20 protein-coding genes and 1 other RNA gene are annotated in these 26,454 nt (G+C 68.0%); 20 read left to right on the plus strand and 1 reads right to left on the minus strand.

The genetic code is table 11. The features are described 5' to 3' along the window. Positions 1 to 10: 10 nt before the first annotated feature. Positions 11 to 2,131 (minus strand): family 16 glycosylhydrolase, encoded by a 2,121-nt coding sequence (locus ACO06P_RS08860; protein WP_420349752.1) that lies wholly within the window; start codon positions 2,129 to 2,131, stop codon positions 11 to 13. Between the two features lie 255 nt (positions 2,132 to 2,386). Here ACO06P_RS08860 and rnpB point away from each other — a divergent pair. The 20 genes from rnpB (at position 2,387) to recN (ending at position 26,435) form a co-directional block, all read left to right on the plus strand. Next, positions 2,387 to 2,797, plus strand: an RNA gene (gene rnpB, locus ACO06P_RS08865) — RNase P RNA component class A. Between the two features lie 458 nt (positions 2,798 to 3,255). Further along, entirely contained in the window at positions 3,256 to 3,717 is a 462-nt protein-coding gene (locus tag ACO06P_RS08870; RefSeq protein WP_420349753.1) for a division/cell wall cluster transcriptional repressor MraZ, read from the plus strand. After that, positions 3,714 to 4,736, plus strand: a complete 1,023-nt coding sequence (rsmH, locus tag ACO06P_RS08875; RefSeq protein ID WP_420349754.1) for a 16S rRNA (cytosine(1402)-N(4))-methyltransferase RsmH — start codon at positions 3,714 to 3,716, stop codon at positions 4,734 to 4,736. The genes ACO06P_RS08870 and rsmH overlap by 4 nt, the downstream gene beginning before the upstream one ends. Beyond that, positions 4,733 to 5,161 (plus strand): cell division protein FtsL, encoded by a 429-nt coding sequence (gene ftsL, locus ACO06P_RS08880; RefSeq protein ID WP_420349755.1) that lies wholly within the window; start codon positions 4,733 to 4,735, stop codon positions 5,159 to 5,161. Before rsmH ends, ftsL begins: the two co-directional genes overlap by 4 nt. Beyond that, positions 5,158 to 6,939 carry a peptidoglycan D,D-transpeptidase FtsI family protein gene (locus ACO06P_RS08885; RefSeq protein WP_420349756.1) on the plus strand — a complete coding sequence of 594 codons (1,782 nt, stop codon included), beginning with the start codon at positions 5,158 to 5,160 and terminating at the stop codon, positions 6,937 to 6,939. The genes ftsL and ACO06P_RS08885 overlap by 4 nt, the downstream gene beginning before the upstream one ends. Positions 6,940 to 6,964: 25 nt before the next feature. Further along, a complete protein-coding gene (locus ACO06P_RS08890) occupies positions 6,965 to 8,404 on the plus strand; it encodes a UDP-N-acetylmuramoyl-L-alanyl-D-glutamate--2,6-diaminopimelate ligase (protein WP_420349757.1) in 1,440 nt (479 codons plus the stop codon). After that, positions 8,401 to 9,828: a UDP-N-acetylmuramoylalanyl-D-glutamyl-2,6-diaminopimelate--D-alanyl-D-alanine ligase gene (locus tag ACO06P_RS08895; protein WP_420349758.1), complete on the plus strand. Its 1,428-nt coding sequence runs from the start codon at positions 8,401 to 8,403 to the stop codon at positions 9,826 to 9,828. The genes ACO06P_RS08890 and ACO06P_RS08895 overlap by 4 nt, the downstream gene beginning before the upstream one ends. A gap of 15 nt (positions 9,829 to 9,843) precedes the next feature. Beyond that, the gene (mraY, locus tag ACO06P_RS08900) at positions 9,844 to 10,932 is read left to right on the plus strand and encodes a phospho-N-acetylmuramoyl-pentapeptide-transferase (RefSeq protein ID WP_420349759.1); all 1,089 of its coding nucleotides are present in this window, start codon (positions 9,844 to 9,846) and stop codon (positions 10,930 to 10,932) included. Positions 10,933 to 10,945: 13 nt separating this feature from the next. Next, positions 10,946 to 12,361, plus strand: coding sequence for a UDP-N-acetylmuramoyl-L-alanine--D-glutamate ligase (gene murD / locus ACO06P_RS08905; RefSeq protein ID WP_420349760.1), 1,416 nt, complete (start codon positions 10,946 to 10,948; stop codon positions 12,359 to 12,361). Continuing rightward, positions 12,358 to 13,482, plus strand: a complete 1,125-nt coding sequence (gene ftsW, locus ACO06P_RS08910) for a putative lipid II flippase FtsW (protein ID WP_420349761.1) — start codon at positions 12,358 to 12,360, stop codon at positions 13,480 to 13,482. The genes murD and ftsW overlap by 4 nt, the downstream gene beginning before the upstream one ends. After that, positions 13,479 to 14,642, plus strand: coding sequence for an undecaprenyldiphospho-muramoylpentapeptide beta-N-acetylglucosaminyltransferase (murG, locus tag ACO06P_RS08915; RefSeq protein WP_420349762.1), 1,164 nt, complete (start codon positions 13,479 to 13,481; stop codon positions 14,640 to 14,642). The genes ftsW and murG overlap by 4 nt, the downstream gene beginning before the upstream one ends. Further along, positions 14,639 to 16,081: a UDP-N-acetylmuramate--L-alanine ligase gene (gene murC, locus ACO06P_RS08920; protein ID WP_420349763.1), complete on the plus strand. Its 1,443-nt coding sequence runs from the start codon at positions 14,639 to 14,641 to the stop codon at positions 16,079 to 16,081. The genes murG and murC overlap by 4 nt, the downstream gene beginning before the upstream one ends. Beyond that, positions 16,078 to 17,022 carry a UDP-N-acetylmuramate dehydrogenase gene (gene murB, locus ACO06P_RS08925; protein ID WP_420349764.1) on the plus strand — a complete coding sequence of 315 codons (945 nt, stop codon included), beginning with the start codon at positions 16,078 to 16,080 and terminating at the stop codon, positions 17,020 to 17,022. Before murC ends, murB begins: the two co-directional genes overlap by 4 nt. Beyond that, positions 17,015 to 17,950: a D-alanine--D-alanine ligase gene (locus tag ACO06P_RS08930; protein WP_420349765.1), complete on the plus strand. Its 936-nt coding sequence runs from the start codon at positions 17,015 to 17,017 to the stop codon at positions 17,948 to 17,950. The genes murB and ACO06P_RS08930 overlap by 8 nt, the downstream gene beginning before the upstream one ends. Then, a complete protein-coding gene (locus tag ACO06P_RS08935; RefSeq protein ID WP_420349766.1) occupies positions 17,938 to 18,828 on the plus strand; it encodes a cell division protein FtsQ/DivIB in 891 nt (296 codons plus the stop codon). Before ACO06P_RS08930 ends, ACO06P_RS08935 begins: the two co-directional genes overlap by 13 nt. A 46-nt stretch (positions 18,829 to 18,874) precedes the next feature. Then, a complete protein-coding gene (gene ftsA, locus ACO06P_RS08940; protein WP_420349767.1) occupies positions 18,875 to 20,140 on the plus strand; it encodes a cell division protein FtsA in 1,266 nt (421 codons plus the stop codon). A 114-nt stretch (positions 20,141 to 20,254) separates the two neighbouring features. Further along, entirely contained in the window at positions 20,255 to 22,264 is a 2,010-nt protein-coding gene (gene ftsZ, locus ACO06P_RS08945) for a cell division protein FtsZ (RefSeq protein ID WP_420349768.1), read from the plus strand. Between the two features lie 356 nt (positions 22,265 to 22,620). Continuing rightward, positions 22,621 to 23,568 carry a UDP-3-O-acyl-N-acetylglucosamine deacetylase gene (lpxC, locus tag ACO06P_RS08950; protein ID WP_420349769.1) on the plus strand — a complete coding sequence of 316 codons (948 nt, stop codon included), beginning with the start codon at positions 22,621 to 22,623 and terminating at the stop codon, positions 23,566 to 23,568. 255 nt (positions 23,569 to 23,823) lie between these two features. Beyond that, on the plus strand, positions 23,824 to 24,651 hold the full coding sequence (gene bamD / locus ACO06P_RS08955) for an outer membrane protein assembly factor BamD (RefSeq protein ID WP_420349770.1): 828 nt from the start codon (positions 23,824 to 23,826) through the stop codon (positions 24,649 to 24,651). Between the two features lie 32 nt (positions 24,652 to 24,683). Further along, entirely contained in the window at positions 24,684 to 26,435 is a 1,752-nt protein-coding gene (gene recN / locus ACO06P_RS08960; protein ID WP_420349771.1) for a DNA repair protein RecN, read from the plus strand. Positions 26,436 to 26,454: the final 19 nt, after the last annotated feature.

A 26,454-nucleotide genomic window follows, 5' to 3' on the forward strand; every position in this document is an offset into this window, starting at 1 on the left:
CCGCCTAGCCTCAACTCGTCGAGCTGATCAGGATCTGAGTTTCCGCGTCGTTCACGAGATCGGTGAGCGACTCCACGGCCCCGGTGCCAGCCTTGGCAAAGACCACCGAGGCGCCGTTGTCGAAGTCCACCACCACAGACTTCCCCGCACCCTTGTCGGCGACCCTGGACACACTGGCCAGCAGATCGTCGAGGTCGACGTCGGAGTCATCGTCGCGGTCGACGAGATCCTTGAACGAGAGCTTGTCGCCCCACTTGTTGAAGTCGGAAATGCGGTCGTCGCCGTCACCGCCGGCCCGGTCCAGCCGGCCGAACACAAAGGTGTCGGCCATGCCCCCGCCGGTCAGGCGGTCGTCGCCCAGACCGCCTTCGATGCGGTCGCGCCCGCCATTGCCCACCAGCCTGTTGTCGCCGTCATCGCCAATGAGGGTGTCGTTTCCCTTGCCGCTGAGGGCGTTTTCGATGGAGATCAGAACCTCGACATCGTTGCCGCCGCTGGCCTCCCCGGCGTCCAGGTCGATCAGCCAATCCTTCGTCTCGGTCTTGTAGTCGGCGGTATCGATACCGCTGCCGCCGTCCAGAGTGTCGCTGCCCGCTTCGCCGCGCAGCGTGTCGTTGCCACCCTGACCCAGCAGTCGGTCGTCGCCGGCCCGTCCGAGCAGCATGTCCTTGCCGGCGCCCCCGGCGAGCACATCGTCCTCCGCGGTGCCGACGAGCCGGTCGTTGCCGGAGAGGTCGCGGTCCGGATCATAGGTCGCCCCCTCGAAGGAGTACGCTCGGATGTAGTCGACCTTGAGGCTGCCCAGAGTCTCCCGCCCCTCGACCGGCGCGCCGGCAAAGCCCCCGACCGCGAGGTTGACGATCATGTACATCGGGTCATGCATGTCGTCGGGGGTTTCGGTGCGCCCCACCTCGACGCCGTCGAAGTACCAGACGATCTTTTCCGCATCCCACAGCGCGCCGTAGGTATGGAAGCCCGAGGTGTCGGCCACCTTGGCGATGTTGATGTCCCGCGTATGGCTCCCGGTCGCCTCCGAGTGGGCGGTCAGCACCAGCTCGGTGGGGTTCTGGCCGCGCATCTCCAGGATATCGAGCTCCGGTGGCCAGCCGCCGTCCGCCGGCAGCAGCCAGAAGGTCGGCCAGAGACCCTTCTGATCCGGCACGTCGGCGCGGATCTCGTAGTAGCCGTAGGTCTGCGCGAAGCTTTCATAGGTGGTGAGCATGCCGGAGGTGTAATCGTAGCCGTTGATCTCCGGCTTGATGTTGGACGCCGCGCGCTCGGCGGTGATGGACATGACCCCGTTGTTGACGCTGAACGGGTTGGCGCTGGCGGTCGGCGCATAGTCATGGTCGACGTACCACTGCAGTTCGTCGTTCAGGGTGGTGCCGTTCTCCGCCCCCCACCAATAATTCGAGTCCCAGGTCCCGCTCTGGCCGTTCCACAGGTCCAGGGTGTTGAAGTTTTCGGCAAAGGTCAGTTCGAGCCCGGAGCGGTCGATACCGACCTGGAACTGGCTTGCGCTCAGATCCTGCGCCCTGGTGTCGGCCAGCACCAGGATCTCGCCGTCGCCCAGGCCGATCCGCAGGTCGTCGCCGACCTGGGTGGCCTTGTTCAGAACATCGCCGAAGGATTTGAAGCTGTGGCCGGCGAGGCGGACGACGTCACCGCCCTCGAGATCGAGGATCAGGTCGCTGCCCATGCCCTTTTCGATGACGAAGACATCGGAGCCGGCGCCGCCTTTCAGAACGTCGTCTCCGGCCCGCCCGTCCAGGGTCTGGCGGCCGTCGGCGCCGGTGATGATGTTGTCGGCGTCGTTGCCGAAGGCATAGCGGCCGTCGCCGGTGACCACCAGGTTCTCAAAGTGGTCCGGCAGGCTGTAGTTCATCCAGGTCTTGACCGTGTCGACCCCGGAATTGGCGTTTTCGACGGCGCGGTTGCCGGCCGCGTAGAGATTGTAGAAGTCGTCGCCGCCTTGGCCGTACATCGTGACGGTGACACCGGCATCGCCCCAGAAGATCTCATTGGCGTCGCTGCCCTGAAGTTCGGGCGTGCCGGCGTTGGCGGAAAGGTTGGCCTCAGCTGCAGCGCTGTAAGAAAGGGGAACCCCCCTGGCGTTCAAGACTGTGCTCATATGGTGTCGCGATCCTGCGTTTCATGTGTTGCACAAGCCTTCCCTGTTGCCGCCGCAGCCGTCTCCCCCGGGCCGTCGGCGGTCTTTCTGCTTCTGATGACGCAGTTCTGACCGCTCTACTCCATAGGCGCAACCCAGGGTCGCTCTTTGCCTCATATTTCCCCTAGAGCTTACCGAAGTGTTAACAGACTCTTTACGGGCCTCATTTACGGGCAGTGGTTGACGCCCGCCGGCAGAGGGCCTAGCTAGCAGGAGCCAGACGGCCGGATGGCCGCCTTTGCCGGCGCTCTGCGGCGGCGGGGGAGGAAAGTCCGGGCTCCACGGAGACAGGGTGCCGGGTAACGCCCGGCGGGGGCGACCCCAGGGAAAGTGCCACAGAGAGCAAACCGCCGGCCTCAAGGCTCTCGGGCCTCGCGCCGGCAAGGGTGAAAGGGTGCGGTAAGAGCGCACCGCGCCTCCGGCAACGGCGGCGGCAGGGCAAACCCCACCCGGAGCAAGATCAAGTAGGGACGGCCGGGCCAGCCCTTTCGGGGGCGGGGCCAGGCGGGTTTTCGCGCCGCCGTCCGGGTCGATCGCGCGAGGCGCCCGGCAACGGGCGCCCCAGATGAATGGCCATCCCCGCGCGCAAGCGCGGGACAGAACCCGGCTTACAGGCCGTCTGGCGCTTACCTTTATATAAATCAACCGCTTAGCTGTGGCTTTGACCGCCCTTGGGTCCTTGGCGAGGCACGGGAATCTCGTTCGCGATCCCTCGGCCGCCACCCCTCCACCGCCGTGCCGAGGCCTACTGCCTGACCGGATTGGAACGAAGAAAGAACATATTGTCGCCCCAATCTCTTGTCACTCTTACTTGTGGATATTCTGAACTGACCCACAAGGACTGGCTTCAGTACAGAAAAATGCCCCAGAATGAGTGCTTTAAGCTCTTGTTAACCCGCAATAATTACTTGTTGCGGCATTGACACCCATGAAATCCCATGATATCCCAAATCATCCCATTTTAGGGGTAGGCTCCGGCGATTTTTGCCGGATCGTGGGGCCGGAAAGAGCAGGCATGTGGGCAGGGCAGTCCGAGGAACGGCTAGACCTGGGCAACGGCTGGAAAGGAGCCGCGGGGGCAAAAGGTGGCGGTCTTTATTGGCACCTTCGAGAACAAGGTGGATCAGAAGGGGCGGGTTTCCGTCCCTGCTGTCTTCCGCCAGTCGCTCGCCGGCCTGTCGTTCAGCGGCATTGTGGCCTTCCGCTCGCATCGCGCCGATGCGATCGAGGGCTGCGGCATGGACTTCATGGAGCAGATGATCGCCCGCGTGTCGGAGATCGACCTGTTCTCGGAAATCCACGACGACCTGGCGACGACGATCTTTTCGGATTCCCAGCAGCTGCCCTTCGACGGCACCGGCCGCATCATGCTGCCGCAGGGCTTTCGCGAGCATGCCGGCATCACCGACCGCGCCGCCTTCGTCGGTATGGGTCAGCTGTTTCAGATCTGGGAGCCCGGCGCCCTGGAGCGCCACAAGGCTTCCGCCCGCGACCGCGCCCGCGCGCAGCGCCTGACCATCCCCGCCGGGGCCGGAGGCTCGCGATGACGGCGCGGACCGACATGCCCGGCAGTCCACACAAGCCGGTCCTGCTTGCCGAAGTGCTGGAAGCCCTGGCGCCGCGCGACGGCGCCATTTACGTTGACGGCACCTTCGGGGCCGGCGGCTACAGCCGCGCAATTCTGGAGGCCGCCGACTGCACTGTCTGGGGCATCGACCGCGACCGTCAGGCCGTCCGGCAGGGGCGCCGGATGGCGGAGCACTATCCCGGCCGCCTGCATATCCTCGAAGGCCGCTTCGGCGAGATGGAGGCCCTGCTGGCCGGACGCGTGGCGCGGCCGGTGGACGGCATCGCCCTCGACCTCGGCGTCTCCTCCATGCAGCTCGACGAACCCGAACGCGGCTTTTCCTTCCGCTTCGACGGCCCGCTCGACATGCGCATGGAAGGACCGGAAGACGGCGAGGCCCCGGACCAGAGGCCAAGCGCCGCCGAGGTGGTGAACTCCCTGCCCGAGACGGAGTTGGCTGACATTATCTATCGCTTCGGCGAGGAACGGCGTTCCCGGCAGGTCGCCAAGGCCATCGTCGAGGCGCGGCGCGACAAGGCAATCACGCGCACCGGGGAACTGGCTGACCTGGTGCGCGGCGCGGTGAAGCCGGGCCCGCGGCATGGCGGCGCCAAGGCCATCGACCCGGCAACCCGCACCTTTCAGGCCCTGCGCATTTACGTGAACGACGAGCTGGGCGAGCTCGAGCGCGGGCTGGAAGCAGCCGAAGCGCTGCTGGCCCCCGGCGGCCGGCTGGCGGTTGTGTCGTTTCACTCCCTTGAAGACCGCCAGGTGAAGCATTTTCTGCGCGCGCGCAGCGGCGAGACCGCGGGCGGATCGCGCCATCTGCCGCCTGCGCGCCAGGACCCTGACCAGCAACCGACCTTTCGCCTGCTCTTCCGCGGCAGCAAGCGTGCCGGCGAGGCGGAGTGCCGGGACAACCCCCGCGCCCGCTCGGCCCATCTGCGCGCCGCAGAACGCAGCGCCAGCCCGCCGCGTCGGGAAGCGAGGCCGTCATGAGGCGCTTCGTCATCTTCTGCTGGGTGCTCGCCGGCTCGGTCACCGCCCTCACGCTCTTTCAGATCAAGCAAGAGGTGACGGAGCTGGAAGCCGAAATCAAAGGCGTGCACCGCGACATCCTGCGCGATCAGGAAGCCATCCACGTCCTGGAAGCGGAGTGGAGCTATCTGAACAACCCGGCGCGGATCGCTTCGCTGGCCGAGCGCCACCTTAAGCTCGGCCCGATCCCGGCCGAGCGGATCGTCGGTTTCGCCGACCTGCCGCTGCCGCGCGGGGAGGATGAAGACGGCCCCGGGGGCACCGGAAACGCCGGCGAAACCGAAAACCAGCCGGCCCCGCCCGCCGCCGGCGGCACCGCCACCCTGGTCACCGCACCGGCGTCCTTTGAGGCCCCGGCATACACTCGGGAAGGACTTGCCCGATGATCCGTCGCTATCTGGTCCGCGCGCAGTCCAAGCCCCTGCCCCCGGCAACACCGGCCGACCTGCCGAGCTTCGACCTGCAGGGCGGGCGCCCGGCCGAACTGCGCCTGGACGGCACCCGCAAACAGGCCCTGGAGATCGGGCGCACCCGGCTGCTGGTCGCGGCGGTCAGCTTTGCGCTGGCCTTCTCGCTGATCGGCTGGCGCCTCGTCGATCTCGGCTTCATGACCGACCGCCACGAGCCCTCCATCGCCCGCTCGCTGGGCGCCGAGGGCCTGGAGACCGGCCGTGCCGACATCGTCGACCGCAACGGCATCGTGCTGGCGACGACGCTGCCCACCGCGTCGCTCTACGCCAATCCCCGTCATGTCCGCGATCCGGAGGCGGCGGCCGAGCGGCTGGCCGCGGTCCTGCCGGAAGCCAGCCCCGCCCAGCTCGGCGCCAGGCTGGCGAGCGACCGCTCCTTCGTCTGGCTGCAGCGCAATCTCACGCCGCGCCAGCAGTATGCGGTCAACCGACTTGGCATTCCCGGTCTCTACTTTCAGCGCGAGCATCGCCGCTTCTATCCGCACGGCCCGCTGGCCCCGCACGTGGTCGGCTTCACCGGCGTCGACAACCAGGGCCTGGCCGGCATCGAGCAGTCCTTCGACGACGTTCTGCGCTCTTCGGCCAAGCCGTTGCAACTCAGCCTGGACATCCGCATCCAGCACATCCTGACCGAGGAACTGGCCGGGGCCATGGAGACCTTCAGCGCCATCGGCGCGGCCGGCGTGGTGATGGATGCCAGGACCGGCGAAGTCGTCGCGCTGTCATCGCTGCCCAGCTTCGATCCCGCCAAGCCCGCCGCCGCCCCGGCCGATGCCCGTTTCAACCGGGCCAGCCTGGGCATCTACGAGATGGGCTCGGTCTTCAAGATCTTCACCGCCGCCATGGCCCTCAACGAGGGCGTGGTGACGCTCCGGGACGGCTATGACACGCGCAAGCCGATCCGGATCTCGCGCTTCACCATCCGCGACTTCAAGCCCAAGAACCGGTGGCTCTCGATCCCGGAAATTCTGATGTATTCCAGTAACATCGGGACCGTCCACATGGCCATGGACGCGGGCACGCCGGCGCAGCAGGCTTTCCTGAAGCGCCTCGGCCTCCTGCAGCCGGCCAGCATCGAACTGCCGGAAGTGGGCCAGCCCCTGATCCCCTCGCCCTGGCGCGAGATCAACACCATGACCATCTCCTTCGGGCACGGTCTGGCGGTCTCGCCGGTGCAGCTCACTGCGGCCATGTCGGCCATGGTCAACGGCGGCACGGCGGTACGCCCGACGCTGCTCAAGCGCGATCCCGCGCGGGCGGCGGAGGGAACCCGCCTGATCTCCGAGTCCACCTCGGCGACGGTGCGCAGGCTCATGCGTCTGGTTGTCTCCCAGGGCACCGCGCGCAAGGCCAACGCCGAGGGCTATATCGTCGGCGGCAAGACCGGCACCGCCGAGAAGCTGGCCGGTCGCGGCTACTCCCGCAATTCGCGCATCGCCTCCTTCGTCGGCGCCTTTCCCATGACCGCGCCGCGCTACGTCGTCTTCGTCATGGTGGACGAACCGAAGCCGACCAAGGAAACCCACGGCTACGCCACCGGCGGCTGGGTTGCCGCACCGGTGATGCGCAGCATCGTCCAGCGCATGGCCCCGCTGATGGGCGTCATGCCCGAGGCCGACGGCGAGGCGATGATCGCCGACCTGCTGATGGAAGTGAACCAGAGCGTGGAAGGGCGCCAGCTTGCGTCTAACTGACCTGCTCGCAGAGGAAGACAACGGAATGCAGCCCGCAGCGGCATTCGCAGAGGTAGAGATCAGCGGACTGACGGCGGACAGCCGGCAGGTCGCCGCCGGCTCCCTCTTTGCCGCCCTGCCCGGCAGCCGCGCAGACGGCCGCGACTTCATCCCCCAGGCATTGGACAGAGGGGCCGCCGCTGTCCTGGCGCCGAAGGGCACCACGCTGCCTGCCGGCACGCCGGCGGTTGCGCTCATCACCGATGAGAATCCGCGCCGGCGCCTCGCCCTGCTGGCGGCCCGGTTCTACCAACGCCAGCCGGCGACGGCCGTGGCCGTGACCGGCACCAATGGCAAAACCTCGGTTGCGAGTTTCACCAGCCAGATCTGGCGCGCCCTCGGCCACGAGGCCGCCAGTCTCGGCACCCTCGGGCTGCAGCCGCCGCGTGCCGATGCACCGGCGTCGCTGACCACGCCCGATCCGGTGGAGCTGCACCGCTGTCTTGCGTCGCTGGCCCGTGATCGCGTCGATCACGTTGTGCTGGAAGCCTCAAGCCATGGACTCGACCAGTTTCGACTGGACGGGATCCGGGTCAGCGTCGCAGCCTTCACCAACCTGACGCGCGACCATCTGGACTATCACGGCAGCATGGAGGCCTATCTGGCCGCCAAGATGCGGCTCTTCGCCGAACTGCTGCAGCCCGATGGCACGGCGGTCGTCAACCTGGACGACCCGGCCGGGGTGCAGGTGGTCGAAGTCTGCAAGGCCCGCGGCCTGAAGATCCTCACCTACGGCAAAGCAGTCTCCGACCTGCAGTTGCTGGAACAGACGCCCACGGCGACCGGCCAGGATCTGGCCCTGAAGCTGCTGGGGCGCGAAATGACCGTGTCGCTTGGCGTGGCCGGCGCCTTTCAGGCCGGCAACGTGCTGGCGGCCCTGGGACTGGTCATCGCCGGCGGCGAGGACCTGGACCGCGCCGCCGCCACGCTGTCCGGCCTGGAAGGCGTCCCCGGCCGCGTCGAACTGGTGGGCGAGACCGCCGCCGGCGGCCACGTCTATGTCGACTACGCCCACACGCCCGATGCGCTGGAGACCGTCTTGCACGCGCTCAGGCCGCACACCCGCAACCGGCTGGCGGTCATCATCGGCTGCGGCGGCGACCGCGACCGCGGCAAGCGCCCGCAGATGGGCGAAATCGCCGTGCGCCTGGCCGACAAGGCCTACATCACGGACGACAATCCGCGCAGCGAGGACCCGGCGGCGATCCGCCGGGAGATGCTGGCCGCGGCACCGGAAGCAGAAGAGATCGGCGATCGGGGGGCGGCTATCGCCACCGCGGTGGCCGCGCTGGGTTCGGGCGATGTCTTGGTCATCGCCGGCAAGGGCCACGAAACTGGCCAGATTGTTGGGGGACAAGTCTTGCCGTTCGACGACCGCGACGTCGCCCGAACCGCCATTCATGCCGACGCGGAGGCCGCGCGATGATCGAAGCGGGTCTCTGGACGGCGGAAGAGGTGGCGCAGGCCACCGGCGGGCGCCTGACCGGCGACTGGCGGGCCAGCGGCATCTCCATCGATTCCCGCAGCGTCGAAGACGGCGACCTCTTCATCGCCCTCAAAGGGCCCACGTTCGACGGCCACGACTATGCCGGCAAGGCCCTGAAGGCCGGCGCCGCGGCGGCGATGGTGCACCGCCGCGCCGACGGCATCGACGAAAGCGACCCGCTGATCATCGTCGACGACACCTTCGCGGCGCTCTGGCGCCTCGGCACCGCGGCGCGCGAACGCACCCAGGCCCGCCTGATCGCCGTGACCGGATCGGCCGGCAAGACCGGGGTCAAGGAGGCTCTGCGCCACTGCCTGGAGCCCCAAGGCCTCACCGCCGCCAGCGTCGGCAGCTTCAACAATCACTGGGGCGTGCCGCTCAGCCTCGCGCGCATGCAGCGTCAGGCGGTCTACGGGGTCTTTGAGCTCGGCATGAACCACGCCGGCGAGATCAGCGAGCTGACGGCCCTGGTCCGCCCTCACGTCTCGATCATCACCAACATCGAGCCGGCGCATCTCGGCAATTTCGATTCCATCGCCGGAATCGCCGATGCCAAGGCCGAGATCTTCGAAGGCATGGATGCCAACGGCTACGCCGTGCTGAACCGGGACAACGCCTTCTTTCATCACCTGCGCGACAAGGCGGAGGCGGCGGGCCTGAGCCGCATCCTCAGCTTCGGCCGCCACGGTGAGGCCGACACCCGGGTGATCGAGGAGTCGCTGCATGCCACCTGCAGTTCGGTAAAGGCCGCGGTCCGCGGGATGGAACTGGACTACTGCCTGGCCATGCCGGGGTCCCACTGGGTGATGAACTCCCTGGCCGTGCTGACGGCCATCGGGGCCGCCGGCGGCGACGTGGCCAAGGCCGCCGCGCAGCTGGCCAGCCTGCGGCCCATCAAGGGACGCGGGGAGCGCCACAGCGTCGAAACCCCGGGCGGCAGCTTCAAACTGATTGACGACAGCTACAACGCCAACCCGACCTCCATGCGTGCGGCCTTCGAAGTGCTGGGCCGCTCGTCCGTCGGCGAGGATGGGCGCCGCATCGCCGTGCTCGGCGACATGCTGGAGCTGGGCGACCAGTCGCAGGAGATGCACGCCAGCCTCAGCGAAGCCCTGAGGGACTGCGGCATCGATCTGGTTTTCACCTGCGGGCCGGACATGGCGGCCCTGCACGCGGCACTGCCGGAAGACCTGCGCGCGGTTCACTGCGAAGACTCCAAGGCGCTGGCCCCCCAGGTCGCCGCAGCCGTCAGGCCCGGCGACAGCGTGCTGGTGAAGGGCTCGCTCGGGTCGCGTATGGCCGTAGTGGTCGAGGCGCTGCTGGCGCTCGGCACCGACCTGCCCCGCGCGGCAAACGGACAGTAAGGGGACAGCACCTCGATGCTCTTTAACCTGCTCACCCCTTTGGCCGATGAGCACATCGTCTTCAATCTCTTTCGCTACCTCACCTTCCGCAGCGGCGGAGCGGTGATCACGGCGCTCGTCATCTCCTTTCTTCTCGGACCGCGCATCATCGCCTGGCTGAAGTCGAAGCAGGGCGAAGGCCAGCCGATCCGCGAGGACGGGCCGGAAGCCCATCTGCTGACCAAGAAGGGCACCCCGACCATGGGGGGCTTCCTGATCCTGATCGCGATCACGATCTCCACCCTGCTCTGGGCGGATCTGGCCAATCCCTACGTCTGGGCTGTGCTGCTGGTCACCGTCGGCTTCGGCATGATCGGCTTCTTCGACGACTATCTGAAACTCACCAAGCGCTCCAGCGACGGCCTGCCGGGGCGGCTGAAGCTTCTGGTCCAGGTGATCATCGGCACCGCCGCGGCGGTCTGGATTTCCTACATCGCACCGCCGCAGATGGCGACCCACCTGGCGGTGCCCTTTCTGAAGGACCTGCTGATCAACCTCAGCTGGTTTTTCGTGCCCTTCGCCGTCTTCGTCATGGTCGGCGCCTCCAACGCGGTGAACCTGACCGACGGCCTGGACGGTCTCGCCATCGTGCCGGTGATGATCGCCGCCGGCTGCTTTGCCTTCATCGCCTACCTGGTCGGCAACTCCTTCTTCGCCAACTACCTGGAAGTCCACTACGTGCCCGGCACCGGCGACCTTGCGGTGTTCTGCGGTGCGCTGGTGGGGGCGAGCCTGGGCTTTCTCTGGTTCAACGCGCCACCGGCCATGGTCTTCATGGGCGATACCGGCTCGCTCTCCTGTGGCGGGGCGCTGGGCTCCATCGCCGTGGTGACCAAGCACGAGCTGGTGCTGGGCATCATCGGCGGGCTCTTCGTTCTGGAAACGGTCTCGGTGATCGTCCAGGTCGCTTCCTTCAAGCTGACCGGCAAGCGCGTCTTCCGTATGGCGCCGCTGCACCACCACTTCGAAAAGAAGGGCTGGGCCGAACCCACCATCGTGATCCGCTTCTGGATCATCGCCTCCGTCCTGGCGCTGGCCGGGCTCTCCACCCTGAAGCTGCGGTGAGGCCGGCCGGACGATGATCGACCTCTCCTTCTTCTCCGGTCTGCCCGTCGCCGTGCTCGGCCTCGGCAAGTCGGGCATGGCTGCGGCCAGGGCCCTTCAGGCCGGCGGCGGCGAGGTCTGGGCCTGGGACGACAGCGAAGACCAGCGCGCCGCCGCGCGCGCGGCGGAGATTCCGCTGGTCGACCTCAATCAGGTGAACTGGCAGGAGGTGACGAGCCTCATCCTCTCACCCGGCATTCCCCACACCCACCCTGAGCCGCACCCGGTGGTGGTGGCGGCGCGCGCGCATGACGTGGAGATCATCGGCGACATCGAGTTGCTGGGCCGCGCCCAGCGCAACGCACGCTTCCTGGGCATCACCGGCACCAACGGAAAGTCGACCACCACGGCGCTGGTGGGCCACATCCTGCAGCTCGCCGGCCGGGCGGTCGCGGTCGGTGGCAACCTGGGCACGCCGGCCCTGACGCTGGAGCCGCTCGATCTCGAAGGCGTCTACGTGCTGGAGATGTCGTCCTACCAGCTGGAACTGACGCGCTCCATCACCTTCGACGTGGCGGTCCTGCTGAACATCAGCCCCGACCATCTGGAGCGGCATGGCGGCTTCGAGGGCTATGTCGCCGCCAAACGCATGATCTTTCACCGCCAGACCAAGCCGCGCAGCGCCGTCATCGGGGTCGACGACGAGACCTGTTCGGAGATCTACAGCGCCCTGAAGGCCGCCGACGAGCAGGAGGTCGTTCCGATCTCCGGCCAGCGTATCGTGCCGGGCGGCGTCTACGTCGAGGACGGCGTGCTGATCGACGACATGGATGGCGCCCGGGTTCCGGCGTTGGACCTGAAAGAGATTGCCAGCCTGCCGGGCGTCCACAACTGGCAGAACGCCGCGGCCGCCTATGCCGCCTGCCGGGCCATCGGAGTCGACGCCCCGGTGATCGCCGCCTGCCTGCGCAGCTTTCCCGGCCTTCCGCACCGCCAGGAGATTCTGGACGTCATCGACGGGGTGCCCTTCATCAACGATTCCAAGGCCACCAACGCCGAGGCGGCTGCCATGGCGCTGGCCTGCTACGACAAGATCGTCTGGATTGCCGGCGGCCGCGCCAAGGAAGGCGGGATCGCCGGGCTGGAACGCTACTTCCCCCGCATCGTCCATGCCTTTCTCATCGGCGAGGCGGCGGAGGAAATCGCCGGCATTCTGCAGGGCCAGGCGCCCTTCACCCTCAGCGGCCGGCTGGAAGAGGCGGTGCCGGCCGCCGCCGCCGAAGCGGCGCGGCATCCGGGCGCCGTGGTGCTGCTGTCGCCGGCCTGCGCCTCCTTCGATCAGTACCGGAATTTCGAGATCCGCGGCGATGCCTTCCGCGACCTCGTGGCCGCCCTGCCCGGCGAACGCGGCGACGTCGGCGCTGCCTTCAGCCCGGAGGGCGCGTCATGAGCAGCTTCGCGCGCACCGATACCAGCCTGCTGGGCCGCTGGTGGTGGACCGTCGACCGCTGGACCCTGCTGTCGCTGATCGCGCTGATGGGCTTCGGCGCCGTGCTGATGCTGGCCGCCTCCCCCGCCGCGGCGGAGCGCATCGGCCTCAAGTCCTTTCAGCTCGCCAGCCGCCAGATCGTTCTGCTGCCCTTTGCCGCGGCCGTGCTGATCGCGGTCTCCCTGGCGACGCCGCGCTGGGTGCGCCGCATCGCCTGCGTCGGCCTTTTGGGGTCTGTGGTGCTGCTGATCGTGACGCTCTTCGTCGGACCGGAGATCAAAGGCGCAACGCGCTGGATTTCCCTGGGCGGCCTGTCGATCCAGCCGTCCGAGTTCGCCAAGCCCTGCTTCGCCGTGGTCGCGGCCTGGATGTTCTCGCTGAAGTCGGAGGAAACCGGCGTGCCTGGCGCCAAGATCGCCGTGGCCCTCTGGCTGATGATGGTCGCCCTGCTGCTGCTGCAGCCGGACGTCGGACAGGCGGTGCTGCTGACCGCCATCTGGGGCACCCAGGTTTTCCTGGCCGGCCTGCCTCTGGCCTGGATCGCGGTGCTGGCCGTGGTCGGTGCCGGCGGCCTCGTCGCCGCCTACTTCGCGCTGCCCCACGTCTCTGCCCGGGTCGACAGCTTTTTCGATCCGGCAGCCGGCGACCGCTACCAGATCAACCGCTCCATCGAAGCCTTCATGAACGGCGGTCTCCTCGGTCGCGGGCCCGGCGAAGGCACTGTGAAGGCGCAGCTGCCCGACGCCCATTCCGACTTCATTTTCGCGGTGGCGGGCGAGGAACTGGGGCTCATCGCCTGCCTCCTGATCCTCGGGCTCTTCGCCTTCGTGGTGCTGCGGGGCTTCGCCCGCCTGTTGCAGGAGAACTCGCTCTTCGTCCTCCTGGCAGCCAGCGGCCTGCTGGTCCAGTTCGGCCTTCAGGCCTTCATCAACATGGCTTCGACCCTGCACCTCATGCCCACCAAGGGCATGACCCTGCCCTTCCTCAGCTACGGCGGCTCGTCGCTGATGGCGCTGGCGCTGGGCATGGGCATGCTGCTGGCGCTCACGCGGCGCCGGGTCGGCGGGGAGGCGAAGCCATGACCGAGACGGCGAAGCTTCCCAAAAAAGTGGCCCTGGCAGCCGGTGGCACCGGCGGCCACATGTTCCCGGCCCAGGCGCTCGCCCGCGAGCTGCTGGCACGCGGCGTCGAGGTCATGCTCATTACCGACCAGCGCGGCGGCGGCTTCGGCCCCGACCTGCCGCAGGTGGAAACCTTCCGCATCCCTGCCGGGGCTATGGCCGGGGCCGGGCTGACCAAGAAGCTGAAGTCCGTCACGCAGCTTGCCCTTGGTTATCTACAGGCGCGCGGCCACCTGAAGCGCAGCGGGGCGCAGGTCGCCGTCGGCTTCGGCGGCTACCCCTCGGTGCCCACGATTCTGGCCGCGGCACATCGCGGGCTGCGCGTTATTCTGCACGAACAGAACTCCGTCTTCGGGCGGGCCAACCGACTGCTCGCGCCGCGCGCCGATATTCTCGCCATCTCCTTCGAGCAGGTCGACGGCGTGAACGCCGGCGACCGCGACAAGCTGCGCATCACCGGAAACCCGGTGCGCGCGGCCATCGCCGCCATCGGCGCGCGGCCCTATTCGGTGCCCAACGAGCAGGACGCGCTGCGCCTGCTGGTCGTCGGCGGCAGCCAGGGCGCGCGGGTCTTCAATGACGTGGTTCCCGCGGCCATCGCCAGGCTGCCGGAGGCGCTGCGCCGCCGCCTGACAGTGCACCAGCAGGTACCCGGCGAAGCCGGCGACGCCGTCGCCAAGATCTACAGCGACTGCGGCGTCGCCCACGACCTCGCCCCCTTCTTCGATGACGTGCCCGAGCGGCTGGCGGCGGCCCACCTGGTGATCAGCCGCGCCGGCGCCTCTACCGTTACGGAACTGGCCGCGGCCGGGCGCCCGGCGGTCATGGTGCCTTACCCCTTGGCGACCGACGACCATCAGACCGGCAACGCCCAGGCCCTGGTGGAGGTCGGCGGCGGCTGGCTGATGCCGCAGTCGGGTCTGGACGCGGAGAGCCTCTGCGACCGCCTGACCTCGCTGTTCTCGACGCCGGCGCTGCTGGCGCGTGCCGCCTCCTGCGCGCGGGCGGCCGCGCACCTGAACGCGGCCAGCGATCTGGCGGACCTGGTCTGCGACATCGAAAACGGCGGCGGGGGGCGCCTGCGTCCGGGCACGCAGCCGGGCAAGGAGGCGGCCGCATGAGAGGCCTTCCCCTCAACCTCGGCACCATCCACTTCGTCGGCATCGGCGGCATCGGCATGAGCGGCATCGCCGAGGTGCTGTGCAATCTGGGCTATCAGGTCCAGGGCAGCGACATGTCGGAGAACGCCAACGTCCAGCGCCTGCGCGCCATGGGCGTCGAGATCTTTGTCGGCCATCGCGCCGAGAACCTGGGCGATGCCCAGGTCGTCGTCATCTCCTCGGCCATCAAATCGGGCAATCCGGAAGTCGATGCCGCGCGCCAGCGCTTCATCCCCATTGTGCGGCGTGCCGAGATGCTGGGCGAGCTGATGCGTTTGAAGTGGTCGATCGCCGTCGGCGGCACCCACGGCAAGACCACCACGACCTCCATGATCGCCACCCTGCTGGACGGCGCGGGCCTGGACCCCACCGTCATCAACGGCGGCATCATCAATGCCTACGGCACCAACGCGCGGCTCGGCGCGGGCGACTGGATGGTGGTGGAGGCCGACGAAAGCGACGGCTCCTTCGTCAAGCTGCCGGCCACCATCGCCGTGGTCACCAACATCGACCCCGAACACATGGATTTCTATGGCAGCGAAGAGGCGCTGCACCGCGCCTTCGAGGCCTTCGTCGAGAACATCCCCTTCTACGGCTTTGCCGTGCTCTGCATCGACCATCCCTCGGTGCAGGCCCTGATGGGGCGCATCGAAGACCGCCGCATGATCACCTATGGGATCAGCCCGCAGGCGGACTATCGCGCCGAGGACATCCGGGTCCAAGGCGGCGGTCTTACCTTCGACGTTGCGATCACCGAGCGCGGCGGCGGCGGCGAAGCACGGATGGCAGACCTGCGTCTGCCGATGCTGGGCCAGCACAACGCAATGAACGCCCTGGCAGGGATTGCCGTGGCCCGCGAGATGGGGCTTGAGGAAGACAACATCCGCACGGCGCTCTCGGGCTTCGGCGGTGTGAAGCGGCGCTTCACCCGCACCGGCGATGCCGGCGGCATCACGGTGATCGACGACTACGGCCATCACCCGGTGGAGATCTCCGCCGTTCTGGCCGCCGCCCGCCAAGCTGCCGAGGGCAAGGTCGTCGCGGTGGTTCAGCCGCATCGCTACAGCCGCCTCTCCGACCTCTTCGAGCAGTTCTGCACCTGCTTCAACGACGCCGACACGGTAATCGTCGCCGATGTCTTCGCCGCCGGGGAGGAGCCGATCGAGGGTGCCGACCGCGACGGTCTTGTCGAGGGCCTGCGTGCCCGCGGTCATCGCCAGGCGATCGCATTGGAGTCTCCCCAGGCGCTGGCGGCAGTGGTCAACGAGCTTGCGGCGCCGGGTGACCTCGTCGTCTGCCTGGGCGCCGGCAACATCACCGCCTGGGCCAATGCCCTGCCGGCGGAGTTGCAGACCCTGCAGGGCGGTTCCGCCCCCTCTTCGGCCGGAGGGGGGCGATGACCGCGATGGCAGCCATGCAAAAGGACCGCCTGATCGACCGCCTGCCGGCCGTGCGCGGACGCCTGAGCGAGCAGGCGCCGCTGAGCCAGGTCACCTGGTTCCGGGTCGGCGGTCCCGCCGAGGTCATGTTCCGGCCTGCCGACCGCGAGGACTTGCTGGCCTTCCTCGCCGGCAAGCCGGAAGACGTGCCCGTGACCGTGCTGGGCGTCGCCTCCAACGTGCTGATTCGCGACGGCGGCCTGCCCGGCGTGGTGGTCCGCCTGGGCCGCGGCTTTGCCGACATCGAGGCGGAGGCGGGTGACCTGATTTGCGGTGCCGCCGCCCTCGACATCAACGTGGCGACCAGCGCCAAGCTGTTCGGCATCGCCGGGCTGGAATTCCTCTCCGGCGTGCCCGGTACCATCGGCGGTGCGCTGCGCATGAACGCCGGCGCCTATGGCAAAGAGATCAAGGACGTTCTGGTCTGGGCCGAAGCCGCTGATCCGCAGGGCGGTGTCCACCGCCTGGGCCTTGACGAGATGGGCTTTCAATACCGGCGCTCGGCGCTGCCGGCGGACTGGATCGCCCTCGGTGCACGCCTGGCCGGCGAGCCCGGCGACCCCGAGCTCATCGAGGCCCGGATCCGCGAGATCCAGCGCCAGCGCGCCGACAGCCAGCCGCTGAAGACCCGCACCGGCGGCAGCACCTTCAAAAATCCGCAGGGACACAAGGCCTGGCAGTTGATCGACGCGGCCGGTTGCCGCGGCCTCAAGATCGGCGGCGCCATGGTCTCCGAGAAGCACTGCAACTTCCTGATCAACACGGGCACGGCAACCGCCGCAGAGCTGGAAGCCCTGGGCGAAGAGGTGCGCCGCCGGGTGAAGGACGACAGCGGCGTGGAGCTGGAGTGGGAGATCCGCCGTCTCGGCGTGCCCGCAACCGAGGGAGGCGATCATGGCTAAGTCGGTCGCCGTTCTCATGGGCGGCCTCTCCGCCGAGCGGGAGGTTTCGCTGAACTCCGGTCACGCCTGCGCCGCAGCTCTGCGCGAAGCGGGCTATGAGGTGAGCAAGATCGACGTGTCGCGCGACATGGGCGCGCTGGTGGCGGCCCTCACGCCGGCGCCGGATGCCATCTTCAACGCCCTGCACGGCCGCTGGGGCGAGGACGGCTGCGTCCAGGGCCTGCTGGAGCTGCTGCAGATTCCCTACACCCACTCCGGCGTGCTGGCCTCGTCGCTGGCGATGGACAAGGTGATGGCCAAGACCGTGGTCGCCACCGCCGGCGTGACCAGCCCGGAGGGCCGGGTGATCAAGGCCAAGGACTTGGAAAGCAACAGCGACCCGCTGCCGCGGCCCTATGTCGCCAAACCCTTGCGCGAAGGCTCCAGCGTCGGCGTGCGCATCGTGCGCGAGGGCGACAATCAGCCACCGATCACAGTGCACGGCTGGCGCCCCGAGCAGGACATTCTGGTCGAGCCCTTCATTCCCGGGCGCGAACTCACCGTCAGCGTGATGGGCGACCGCGCTCTGGCGGTCACCGAGATTCGCCCCCTCGGCGACGGCTTCTACGACTACGACGCCAAGTACTCCGAGGACAACGCCGTGGCCGCAGTGCATGTGGTCCCGGCGGAGATTCCGGAAAGCACTTACGACGAGGCCATGTCCGCCTCTTTGGCCGCGCACCGGGCGCTCGGCTGCCGCGGGGTCAGCCGCTCCGACTTCCGCTACGACGACACTGCCCGCCAGCCGGGCGACCTCTATTACCTGGAAACCAACACCCAGCCGGGCATGACCGCGACCAGCCTGGTGCCCGAGCAGGCCCGCTACATCGGCCTGTCCTTTCCCGACCTCTGCGCCTGGATGGTGGAGAACGCCGCATGCGATTCCTGAACCCCTTTGCCCGCAACACCAAGAAGACCAAGGCCCCCGGTGGCAAGCGTGGTAAGCGCGGCAAGCGCAACCAGCGCCGGCCGCGCGCCGGCATCAACTGGCGCCTGGTCCGCCGCGGGCTGCCGGCGGGCGCTGCCGTCGCCCTGGTCGGCGGTCTGGTCTGGCTGTGGCAGGACGGCTGGTTCGGGCGCCAGGCCGACGCGCTGCAGGCCGCCGCGCTGCAGGGCACGGCCGACATCGGCCTGCGGGTCGAGGATGTGCTGATCGAGGGCCGGAACCGTACCGCGGGCGATGTCATTCTGGCGCGCCTGGGCCTGGAGCGCGGCCTTCCCATCCTCGCCGTCGATCCGCAGCAGGCCAAGCAGGCGCTGGAGGCCCTGCCCTGGGTGCAGCAGGCCAGCGTACAGCGTCAGCTGCCGGATACCGTTTACATCCGCCTGCAGGAACGCGAGCCCATGGCGCTCTGGCAGGAGCGCGGCAAGGTGGCGGTGATCGACCGGGACGGCAGCGTCATTCAGGGGATCGACCCGCGCCGCTTTGCCCACCTGCCTCTGGTGGTGGGGCCCGATGCAGCCAGCCATGCCTCGAAAGTCATCGCGGTGATGAACAGCGAACCCGAGCTGCGCGAGCGCGTGACCTCAGCAGTGCTGGTCGCCGGGCGGCGCTGGAACGTTCAGATCGAAGGCCGCATCGACGTGCGCCTGCCGGAGGACGACGCGGCGGCGGCCTGGGCGCAGTTGGCCGAAATCGAGCGCCGGCAGGGCCTGCTGTCGCGCGACGTGGTGGTGATCGACCTGCGGCTTCCGGACCGCCTGGTGGTCCGCACTTCGCCGGACAGCGATCTCGAGAACGGCGCCGAAGAGGGTGAAAACACGTGAGCAGCTTCGATCCGCTGACGCAGAAGAAAGGAGCGCAAGTCGCAGAATGAGAAAGGGCCTCGTGAAAGGCGGCGTTGTCGCAGCGTTAGATATCGGCAGCAGCAAGGTCTGCTGCTTCATCGCGCGCGTCGACGACAACGAGGTGCCGAGGGTGATCGGCATCGGCCAGCAGATCAGCCGCGGCATCAAGAGCGGCGCCATCATCGACATGGACCTGGCCGAAACCTCGGTGCTGAACGCCGTCCACGCCGCCGAGCAGATGGCCGGCGAGACCATCGACCGGGTCGTCGTCAACCTCTCCGGCGGTTATCCGGCCTCGACCACCGTCGGTGTCGAGGTCTCGCTCAACGGTCACGAGGTCGGCGAGGCCGACCTGCGCCGTGCGCTGGAACATGGGCACCAGACCCAGGTGATGCGTCAGCGCGAGGATCACGGCCGCCAACTCATTCACTCCATCCCCACCGGCTATTCCATCGACGGCAGCCGCGGCATCCGCGACCCGCGCGGCATGTACGGCGAGCATCTGGGCGTGCACATGCACATCATCACCGCGGCCTCCGGCGCGGTGCGCAATGTCGCCACCTGCATCCAGCGCTGTCATCTCGACCCGGTGGCCTTCGTCGTCTCGCCCTACGCCGCCGGCCTCGCCAGCCTGGTGGACGATGAGCGCGAGCTGGGGGTGACCGTCATCGACATGGGCGGCGGCACCACCACCATCGCCGTGTTCTACGAAAACAACGTGATCTTCACCGACGTCATTCCGGTCGGCGGCAACCACGTGACCAGCGATATCGCCCGCGGCCTCTCCACGTCATTGGCGCACTCGGAGCGCATGAAGACGCTCTACGGCCACGTCGTCGCGGTGCCCACCGACGAGAACGAACTGATCGACGTGCCCCAGGTGGGCGAAGAGGACAGCGCCGAGTCGCAGCAGATCCCACGCTCGCTGCTGGTCGGCATCATTCAGCCACGGCTCGAGGAAACGCTGGAGCTCGTACGCTCGCGCCTCGAACTCAGCGGCTTCGACAAGATCGCCGGCCGCCGCGTCGTGCTGACCGGCGGCGGCTGCCAGTTGCCGGGCACCCGCGAACTGGCGTCGATGGTGCTCGACAAGCAGGTGCGCATCGGCCGGCCGGCCGGCGTGCTGGGCCTCGCGGAAGCCACCTCCGGCCCCGCTTTCGCCACCTGCGCGGGCCTACTGAACTATGCCGTCACGGCGGATGCCGCGGTGCCGGGCGAAGCCTCGCTGGAGGCACAGGAGATGGGCGGCCTGATCGGCCGCCTGGGGCATTGGTTTCGTGAACACTTTTAGAGGTTTTGCAAAGGCTATGCGGACGTTCCGGCCGGATCGGAGCAACGAGAACCGGCAAGGCCGGCTGGGGATTATCCCAAGATTTACGAAAGTCTAGGGCGACTGGAGGCAGATATGACCCTTAACCTGAACGTACCTTCGACCACACCAGACCTGTCTCCGCGGATCACGGTGATCGGCGTGGGCGGTGCCGGCGGCAATGCCGTCAACAACATGATCCAATCCAACCTGGAAGGGGTCGAGTTCCTGATCTGCAACACGGACTCACAGTCCCTCAGCCAATCGCTCTGCGAAAGGCGCATCCAGCTTGGCCGCAACATCACCCAGGGCCTGGGTGCCGGCTCGCGTCCGGACATCGGCCGCGCCGCCGCCGAGGAGGCGCTGGACGAGATCCTCACCGATCTGGAAGGCCAGCACATGGTCTTCATCACCGCCGGCATGGGCGGCGGCACCGGCACCGGAGCCGGCCCCGTCATCGCCCGGGCCGCACGCGAGGCCGGCATCCTGACGGTCGGCGTCGTGACCAAGCCCTTCCACTTCGAGGGCGTGCACCGGATGCGCCTGGCGGAATCGGGGATCAACGAACTGACCCAGTACGTCGACACACTGATCATCATCCCCAACCAGAACCTCTTCCGCGTCGCCAACGAGAAGACGACCTTCGCGGACGCCTTCAAGATGGCCGACGACGTGCTGAACTCCGGCGTGCGCGGGGTCACCGACTTGATGGTGAACCCGGGCATGATCAACCTGGACTTCGCCGATATCCGCGCCGTCATGTCCGAGATGGGCAAGGCGATGATGGGCACCGGCGAGGCCGACGGCGAGAACCGGGCCGTCGGCGCGGCGGAGGCGGCGATCTCCAACCCGCTGCTCGACGATGTGTCCATGAAGGGCGCGCGGGGCGTGCTGATCAACATCACCGGCGGTATGGACCTGACCCTCTTCGAAGTCGACGAAGCGGCCAACCGCATTCGCGACGAGGTGGACCCCGAAGCCAACATCATCTTCGGCTCCACCTTCGACCAGTCGATGGAAGGCCGCATGCGGGTCTCCGTCGTGGCCACCGGGATCGACGTCGACGCCCAGGCGCGGCCGAAGCCGATCACCCTCAGCGTCGTCGGCGGCCAGAGGCCGGCCGGACAGCGCGATCTGGGCGAAGGCACCCCGGACAGCGGTGCGGCAGTCGCGGCCGGTCAGAGCGCTGCGGCCCAGCCGGGCGGCAACCCGGGGCTCTTTGCCGAGGCGCCCAGCGCCCAGACGACGGCCCAGACCACGGCCCAGACCACGGCCCAGACTACGGCCCAGACTACGGCCCAGATGGCGAGTCAGCCGGCGGCCCCGGCAATGACCATTCCCGCCGGTCAGGCCCCTTCCGCCGGAACTGCGGCACCGATGGTCGTCGGGCAGACCGCTCTCGCCCAACCCGAGCCGGAAGTCCAGGCGGGTTTCGATGCCGCCGCGGCAGCTCAGCCGGCACCCCGGAACGAGCCGGTTCGTGCCCGCATGGAGGCCGACAGCTTCATCGCGCCGCCGCCGATGACGCCGGAGGCAGAGGCACCGGATCAGCAGATCATCCACGCCGAACCCGATCCCTTTGCCGAAGCCGCCATCGCCAACGCGGTGCGGCCCGAGGCCAGGACCGTGGAGAGCCCCGCGGCGCCGCCGCCGCTGAAGGAGACGCGCTATCCTTCGCTCGATACAACAGCGCCGTCTGGGGCGCCATCTCCAGCCCCTGCCCCCGCGTCCACGCCCGCCGCAAACCCCGCACCCGCGCAGGCGGCACCGGCGCCGGCCCCCAAGCGCAGTGGTCAGAGCCTCTTCGCCAAGGTCACCGGCGGCGCGGCCCGGGCACTGCAGGCGGCGACCCAGGGGTCGGACAGCACCGCACGTGCCGCCCAGGCAGGGCAGGCCCGTCCGCAGCCGATGCCCCAGCCGGCCCCGGCCCGCGGCAGCAACATTGCCCAGCCCCAGCGCGAGACGCCGGCAGCGGCCCGTAGCACCTCCACGGGCACGGCTCAGCCGAACCTGGCCGGCCTGGACCCCAACGAGCGCATCGGGCAGAGCCAGGCGGAGGAGGACCTGCTGGATATCCCGGCCTTCCTGCGCCGCCAGGCAAACTAGTCAGACCGCCGCGACAGCAAGAAATGCACAAAAGAACGGCCAAAACCCGCTGTGCAGCGCGGTAACATACTGTAACAAAGAGTGATTTGAGTACTTCAGGGGGACTTTTTATAGTCCCCCTAGTTGTTTTTACGTAGGTCGATTCCAAAGGGGGGAATCCAATAAGGGAAGCGGCTGTTGCTGGCTGGATCGGACGGTCCGGACCCGCGGAAAACGGCTGAATTCGTGGCTTTGCCCGAGCAGACTGCGTGCTGCCCTGCATTGCGCGCCCACGAGGTGCGCCGGGGTAAAGGACAAAATCGGCGGCTGTTCGGGTGTTTTACGGGTAGATGAACCTAAGGATTGAGACTGGCACTATGGTAAGCGATCGCGCCTCGGCGGGTGGTTTTGTCCGCCAACAGACGCTGAAGAATTCCATCCATTGTTCGGGCGTGGCCTTGCACTCCGGTGCGAAGGTCAACATGACGTTGCATCCGGCTGAGGCGAACACGGGTATCGTCTTCAGGCGCACGGACGCCGACGGCGGGTCCGAGGTACAGGCGCTGTGGAGCAATGCCGTTGAGACCCCGCTCTGCACCACGCTGGTGGACGGCAGGGGCAACCAGATTGCCACCATCGAACATCTGATGTCTGCGCTCTGCGGCTGCGGCATCGATAACGCGGTGGTCGAGCTGAACGGGCCGGAAGTGCCGATCATGGACGGCAGCGCCGCGCCCTTCGTATTCCTGGTCGAATGTGCCGGCGTGGCGGTGCAGGACAGCCCGCGCCGGGCTATCCGTATCCTCAGCGAGACGACCGTTTCCGAGCCGCACCGCTCGGCGGTGCTGTCGCCGGGCGCCGGCTATACGGTGGGCTTCGACATCGATTTCGGTGATACCCTCATCGGCCAGCAGGAGTGGTTCACCGAGGTCACCGAAAGCGCCTTCAAACGCGACGTCGCCCGGGCCCGCACCTTCGGCTTCGTGCAGGATATCGAGCGTATGCGCGCCATGGGCCTGGCCCGCGGCGGGTCGCTCGACAACGCCATCGTGGTCAACGGCAAGGAGATCATGAACGAAGAAGGCCTGCGCTACGGCAACGAGTTCGTTCGCCACAAGGTGCTCGATTCGATCGGCGATCTCTACCTGGCCGGCGGTCCGATCATCGGTCACTTCCAGGGGGATAAGGCCGGCCACGCTTTGACGCTGCGGCTGCTCAATACGCTGTTCGCCGATTCCGAGGCCTGGGAGTGGTCGGAGGTCCCGGTGACCAGCGGCCGCGCCGCTTCGGTGCAGCCGGACCGGGCGGTGGCTGCGCGGGCCTGAGAAGGCTTTTACGGTTTGGTGAGGGGCCTTTAGGGGCCAAGGGGGCCGGCCCGGCATCTTCGATGCCGGGCCGGTCTCTTTTTTGCAGGCCGCTCCAGGGTTTCCGAGCCTACGAGGTTGCTTGAGACGCCCGCCGCGAGGACCTATAGTCAGGCAAGATTCAGTCAGGCGAGATTGGCCGGGCCCGCCAGCGATGGCGAGCCTCCAACTCCAGGTCGAGACCTTCGGGGTGCGTGCAAACGCACGTAGAGAGACATGATCTTGAGAAACCTCATGCGCCGCTTCGGGGCGCCATTCCGGCGTTTTGCAGCCTTCCTTCTGCTCGCCGTCTTCGTTGCCGCCTGCAGTTCCGACGAGCCGCCGGCCTACGTCGAGCGCCCTGTCGAGGAGCTCTACAACGGCGCCCTGGATGCCCTGCAGGCCGGGGAGTACGAGGAGGCCGCCCGGCTGTTCGACGAGGTCGAGCGCCAGCACCCCTATTCCGCCTGGGCCTCCAAGGCCCAGCTCATGGCCGCCTACGCCTTCTATCAGGAGAACAGCTACGACGAGGCGATCAACGCGCTGGACCGCTTCATCGAACTGCATCCGGGCAGCCCCGATGTCAGCTACGCCTATTACCTGAAGGCGATCTCCTACTACGAGCAGATCTCCGACGTGGGGCGCGACCAGAGTATGACCACGGAGGCGCTGAACTCGCTGGAAGAGCTGGCGCGGCGCTTCCCGAACAGCAAGTACACCCGCGATGCCGAGTTGAAGATCGATCTGGCCCTCGATCATCTGGCCGGCAAACACATGGACATCGGCCGCTTCTATCAGTCCCGCAGCGAATACCTGGCGGCGATCAACCGCTTCCGCATGGTGATCGAGCGCTATCAGACCACGACGCATGTGCCCGAAGCCCTGCATCGGCTGGTCGAATCCTATATGGCGCTCGGCATCATCGACGAAGCGCAGGCAACCGCCGCCGTGCTGGGTCACAACTTCCCGGGCAGTGACTGGTACATCGACAGCTATGCGCTCCTGACCGGCGAGAACCTGCGGCCCGAGGACAGCGAAGAATCCTGGATCTCCAGCATCTTCTAAAACAGGGGCCGGCGCTGCACCGGAACAGGTGAATGCTGGTTTCCCTGTCGATCCGCAACATTGTCCTGATTGAGAAACTGGACCTGACCTTCGACGGTGGCGCGCCCGGAGCGCACGCCGAACAGAACGATCGCGGACTGGGTGATCGCGGACTGGGTGATCGCGGACTGGGTGATCGCGGACTGGGCGTCCTCACCGGCGAAACCGGCGCCGGCAAATCGATCCTGCTGGACTCCCTGGGGTTCGCCCTCGGAAACCGCGCCGACGCAAGGCTGCTGCGCTCCGGCGCCGAACAGGCGAGCGTGACGGCCACCTTCGACATCGCGGCCCGGCATCCCGCCTGGTCGATCCTGAAGGAGCAGGACCTGGAGGTCGAAGACGCGGTGCTGATCCTGCGCCGCGTGCTCGCCAAGGACGGCCGCAGCCGCGCCTATGTGAACGACCAGCCGGCGGCGGCCGGACTGCTGCGCCGCCTCGCCGACAGCCTGATCGAGATCCAGGGACAGTTCGACCAGCGCGGCCTGATGGACTCCGCCACCCACCGCGGCCTGCTGGATGCCTATGGCCGCCTGCAGCCCAAGGCCCAGGCGGTCGCCCAGGCCTGGCGCGGCTGGCGCGACGCGGTGGCGGCCCGCGAGGACGCCGCCCGGCGCATGGCCGAGGCCCAGCGCGACGAAGCCTTTCTGCGCCATGCGGTAGAGGAACTGACGGCTCTCGAGCCGCAGCCCGGCGAGGAAGCCCGCCTGACCGCGCAGCGCAACCGCCTGATGCATCGCGAGAAGCTGATCGAAGGCATCAATGCCGCGCGCCAGGCCATCGACGACGAGGAGGCCGGCGCCACTGTCGGCCTTGCCCGCGCCCAGCGTGCCCTGGCGCGCATTGCCGAGACCGGCGGCGAGGCGCTGGCCCCCGCGATCGCGACCCTGGAGCGCGCCCTGCTGGAGTGCGAGGAGGCGGCCGCCCAGCTGAACGCCTTTGCCGGCGACATGGAACTGGAGGCCGACAGCCTGGAGGCGGTGGAGGAGCGCTTCTTCGCCCTGCAGGACATGGCGCGCAAGCACCACTGCGCCTGCGACGACCTGATCGCGCTGCGCGAGGACCTGGCCGCCCGTCTGGCCGCCATCGACGGCGGTGAAGCCGAACTGACGGCCTTGGCCGAGCAGGCTGCGGCTGCGCGGCGCCACTATCTGGCCGCCGGCGAAGCGCTGTCGGAGGCGCGGCAGAAGGCCGCCAAACGCCTCGACAAGGCGGTCGCCCGCGAGCTGCCGCCGCTGAAGCTGGAACGGGCGCGCTTTGCCACGGCCATTACCCGTTTGGAGGAAGACGACTGGTCGGCCCAGGGCCTCGACCGCATCGCCTTCGAAGTGGCGACCAACCCCGGCAGTACGCCGGGGCCGATCGGCAAGATTGCCTCTGGCGGCGAACTCGCGCGCTTCCTGCTGGCGGTCAAGGTGGTGCTCGCCAGCATCAATCCGGAACGCAGTCTGGTCTTCGACGAGGTCGACAGCGGCGTCGGCGGGGCCACCGCCCATGCCGTCGGCGAACGGCTGGCCCGGCTGGCCGGCGACCGCCAGGTGCTGGTGGTCACCCACAGTCCCCAGGTGGCCGCCCGCGGCTCCCGGCACTGGCAGGTGCAGAAGCAGCCGGCCGGGCGCCAGCTGGCGACCCGTGTTCAACACCTGGCCGACAGGGAACGCCGCGAAGAGATCGCCCGCATGCTTTCCGGCGCCGAGATCACCGACGAAGCCCGCGCCGCGGCCGACCGTCTGATCGGCGCCGCCTAGGAGGATACGCACCGCACCT

Origin of the sequence: Pelagibius sp. (assembly GCF_965227505.1) — a bacterium.
GTDB lineage: Bacteria > Pseudomonadota > Alphaproteobacteria > Kiloniellales > Kiloniellaceae > Pelagibius.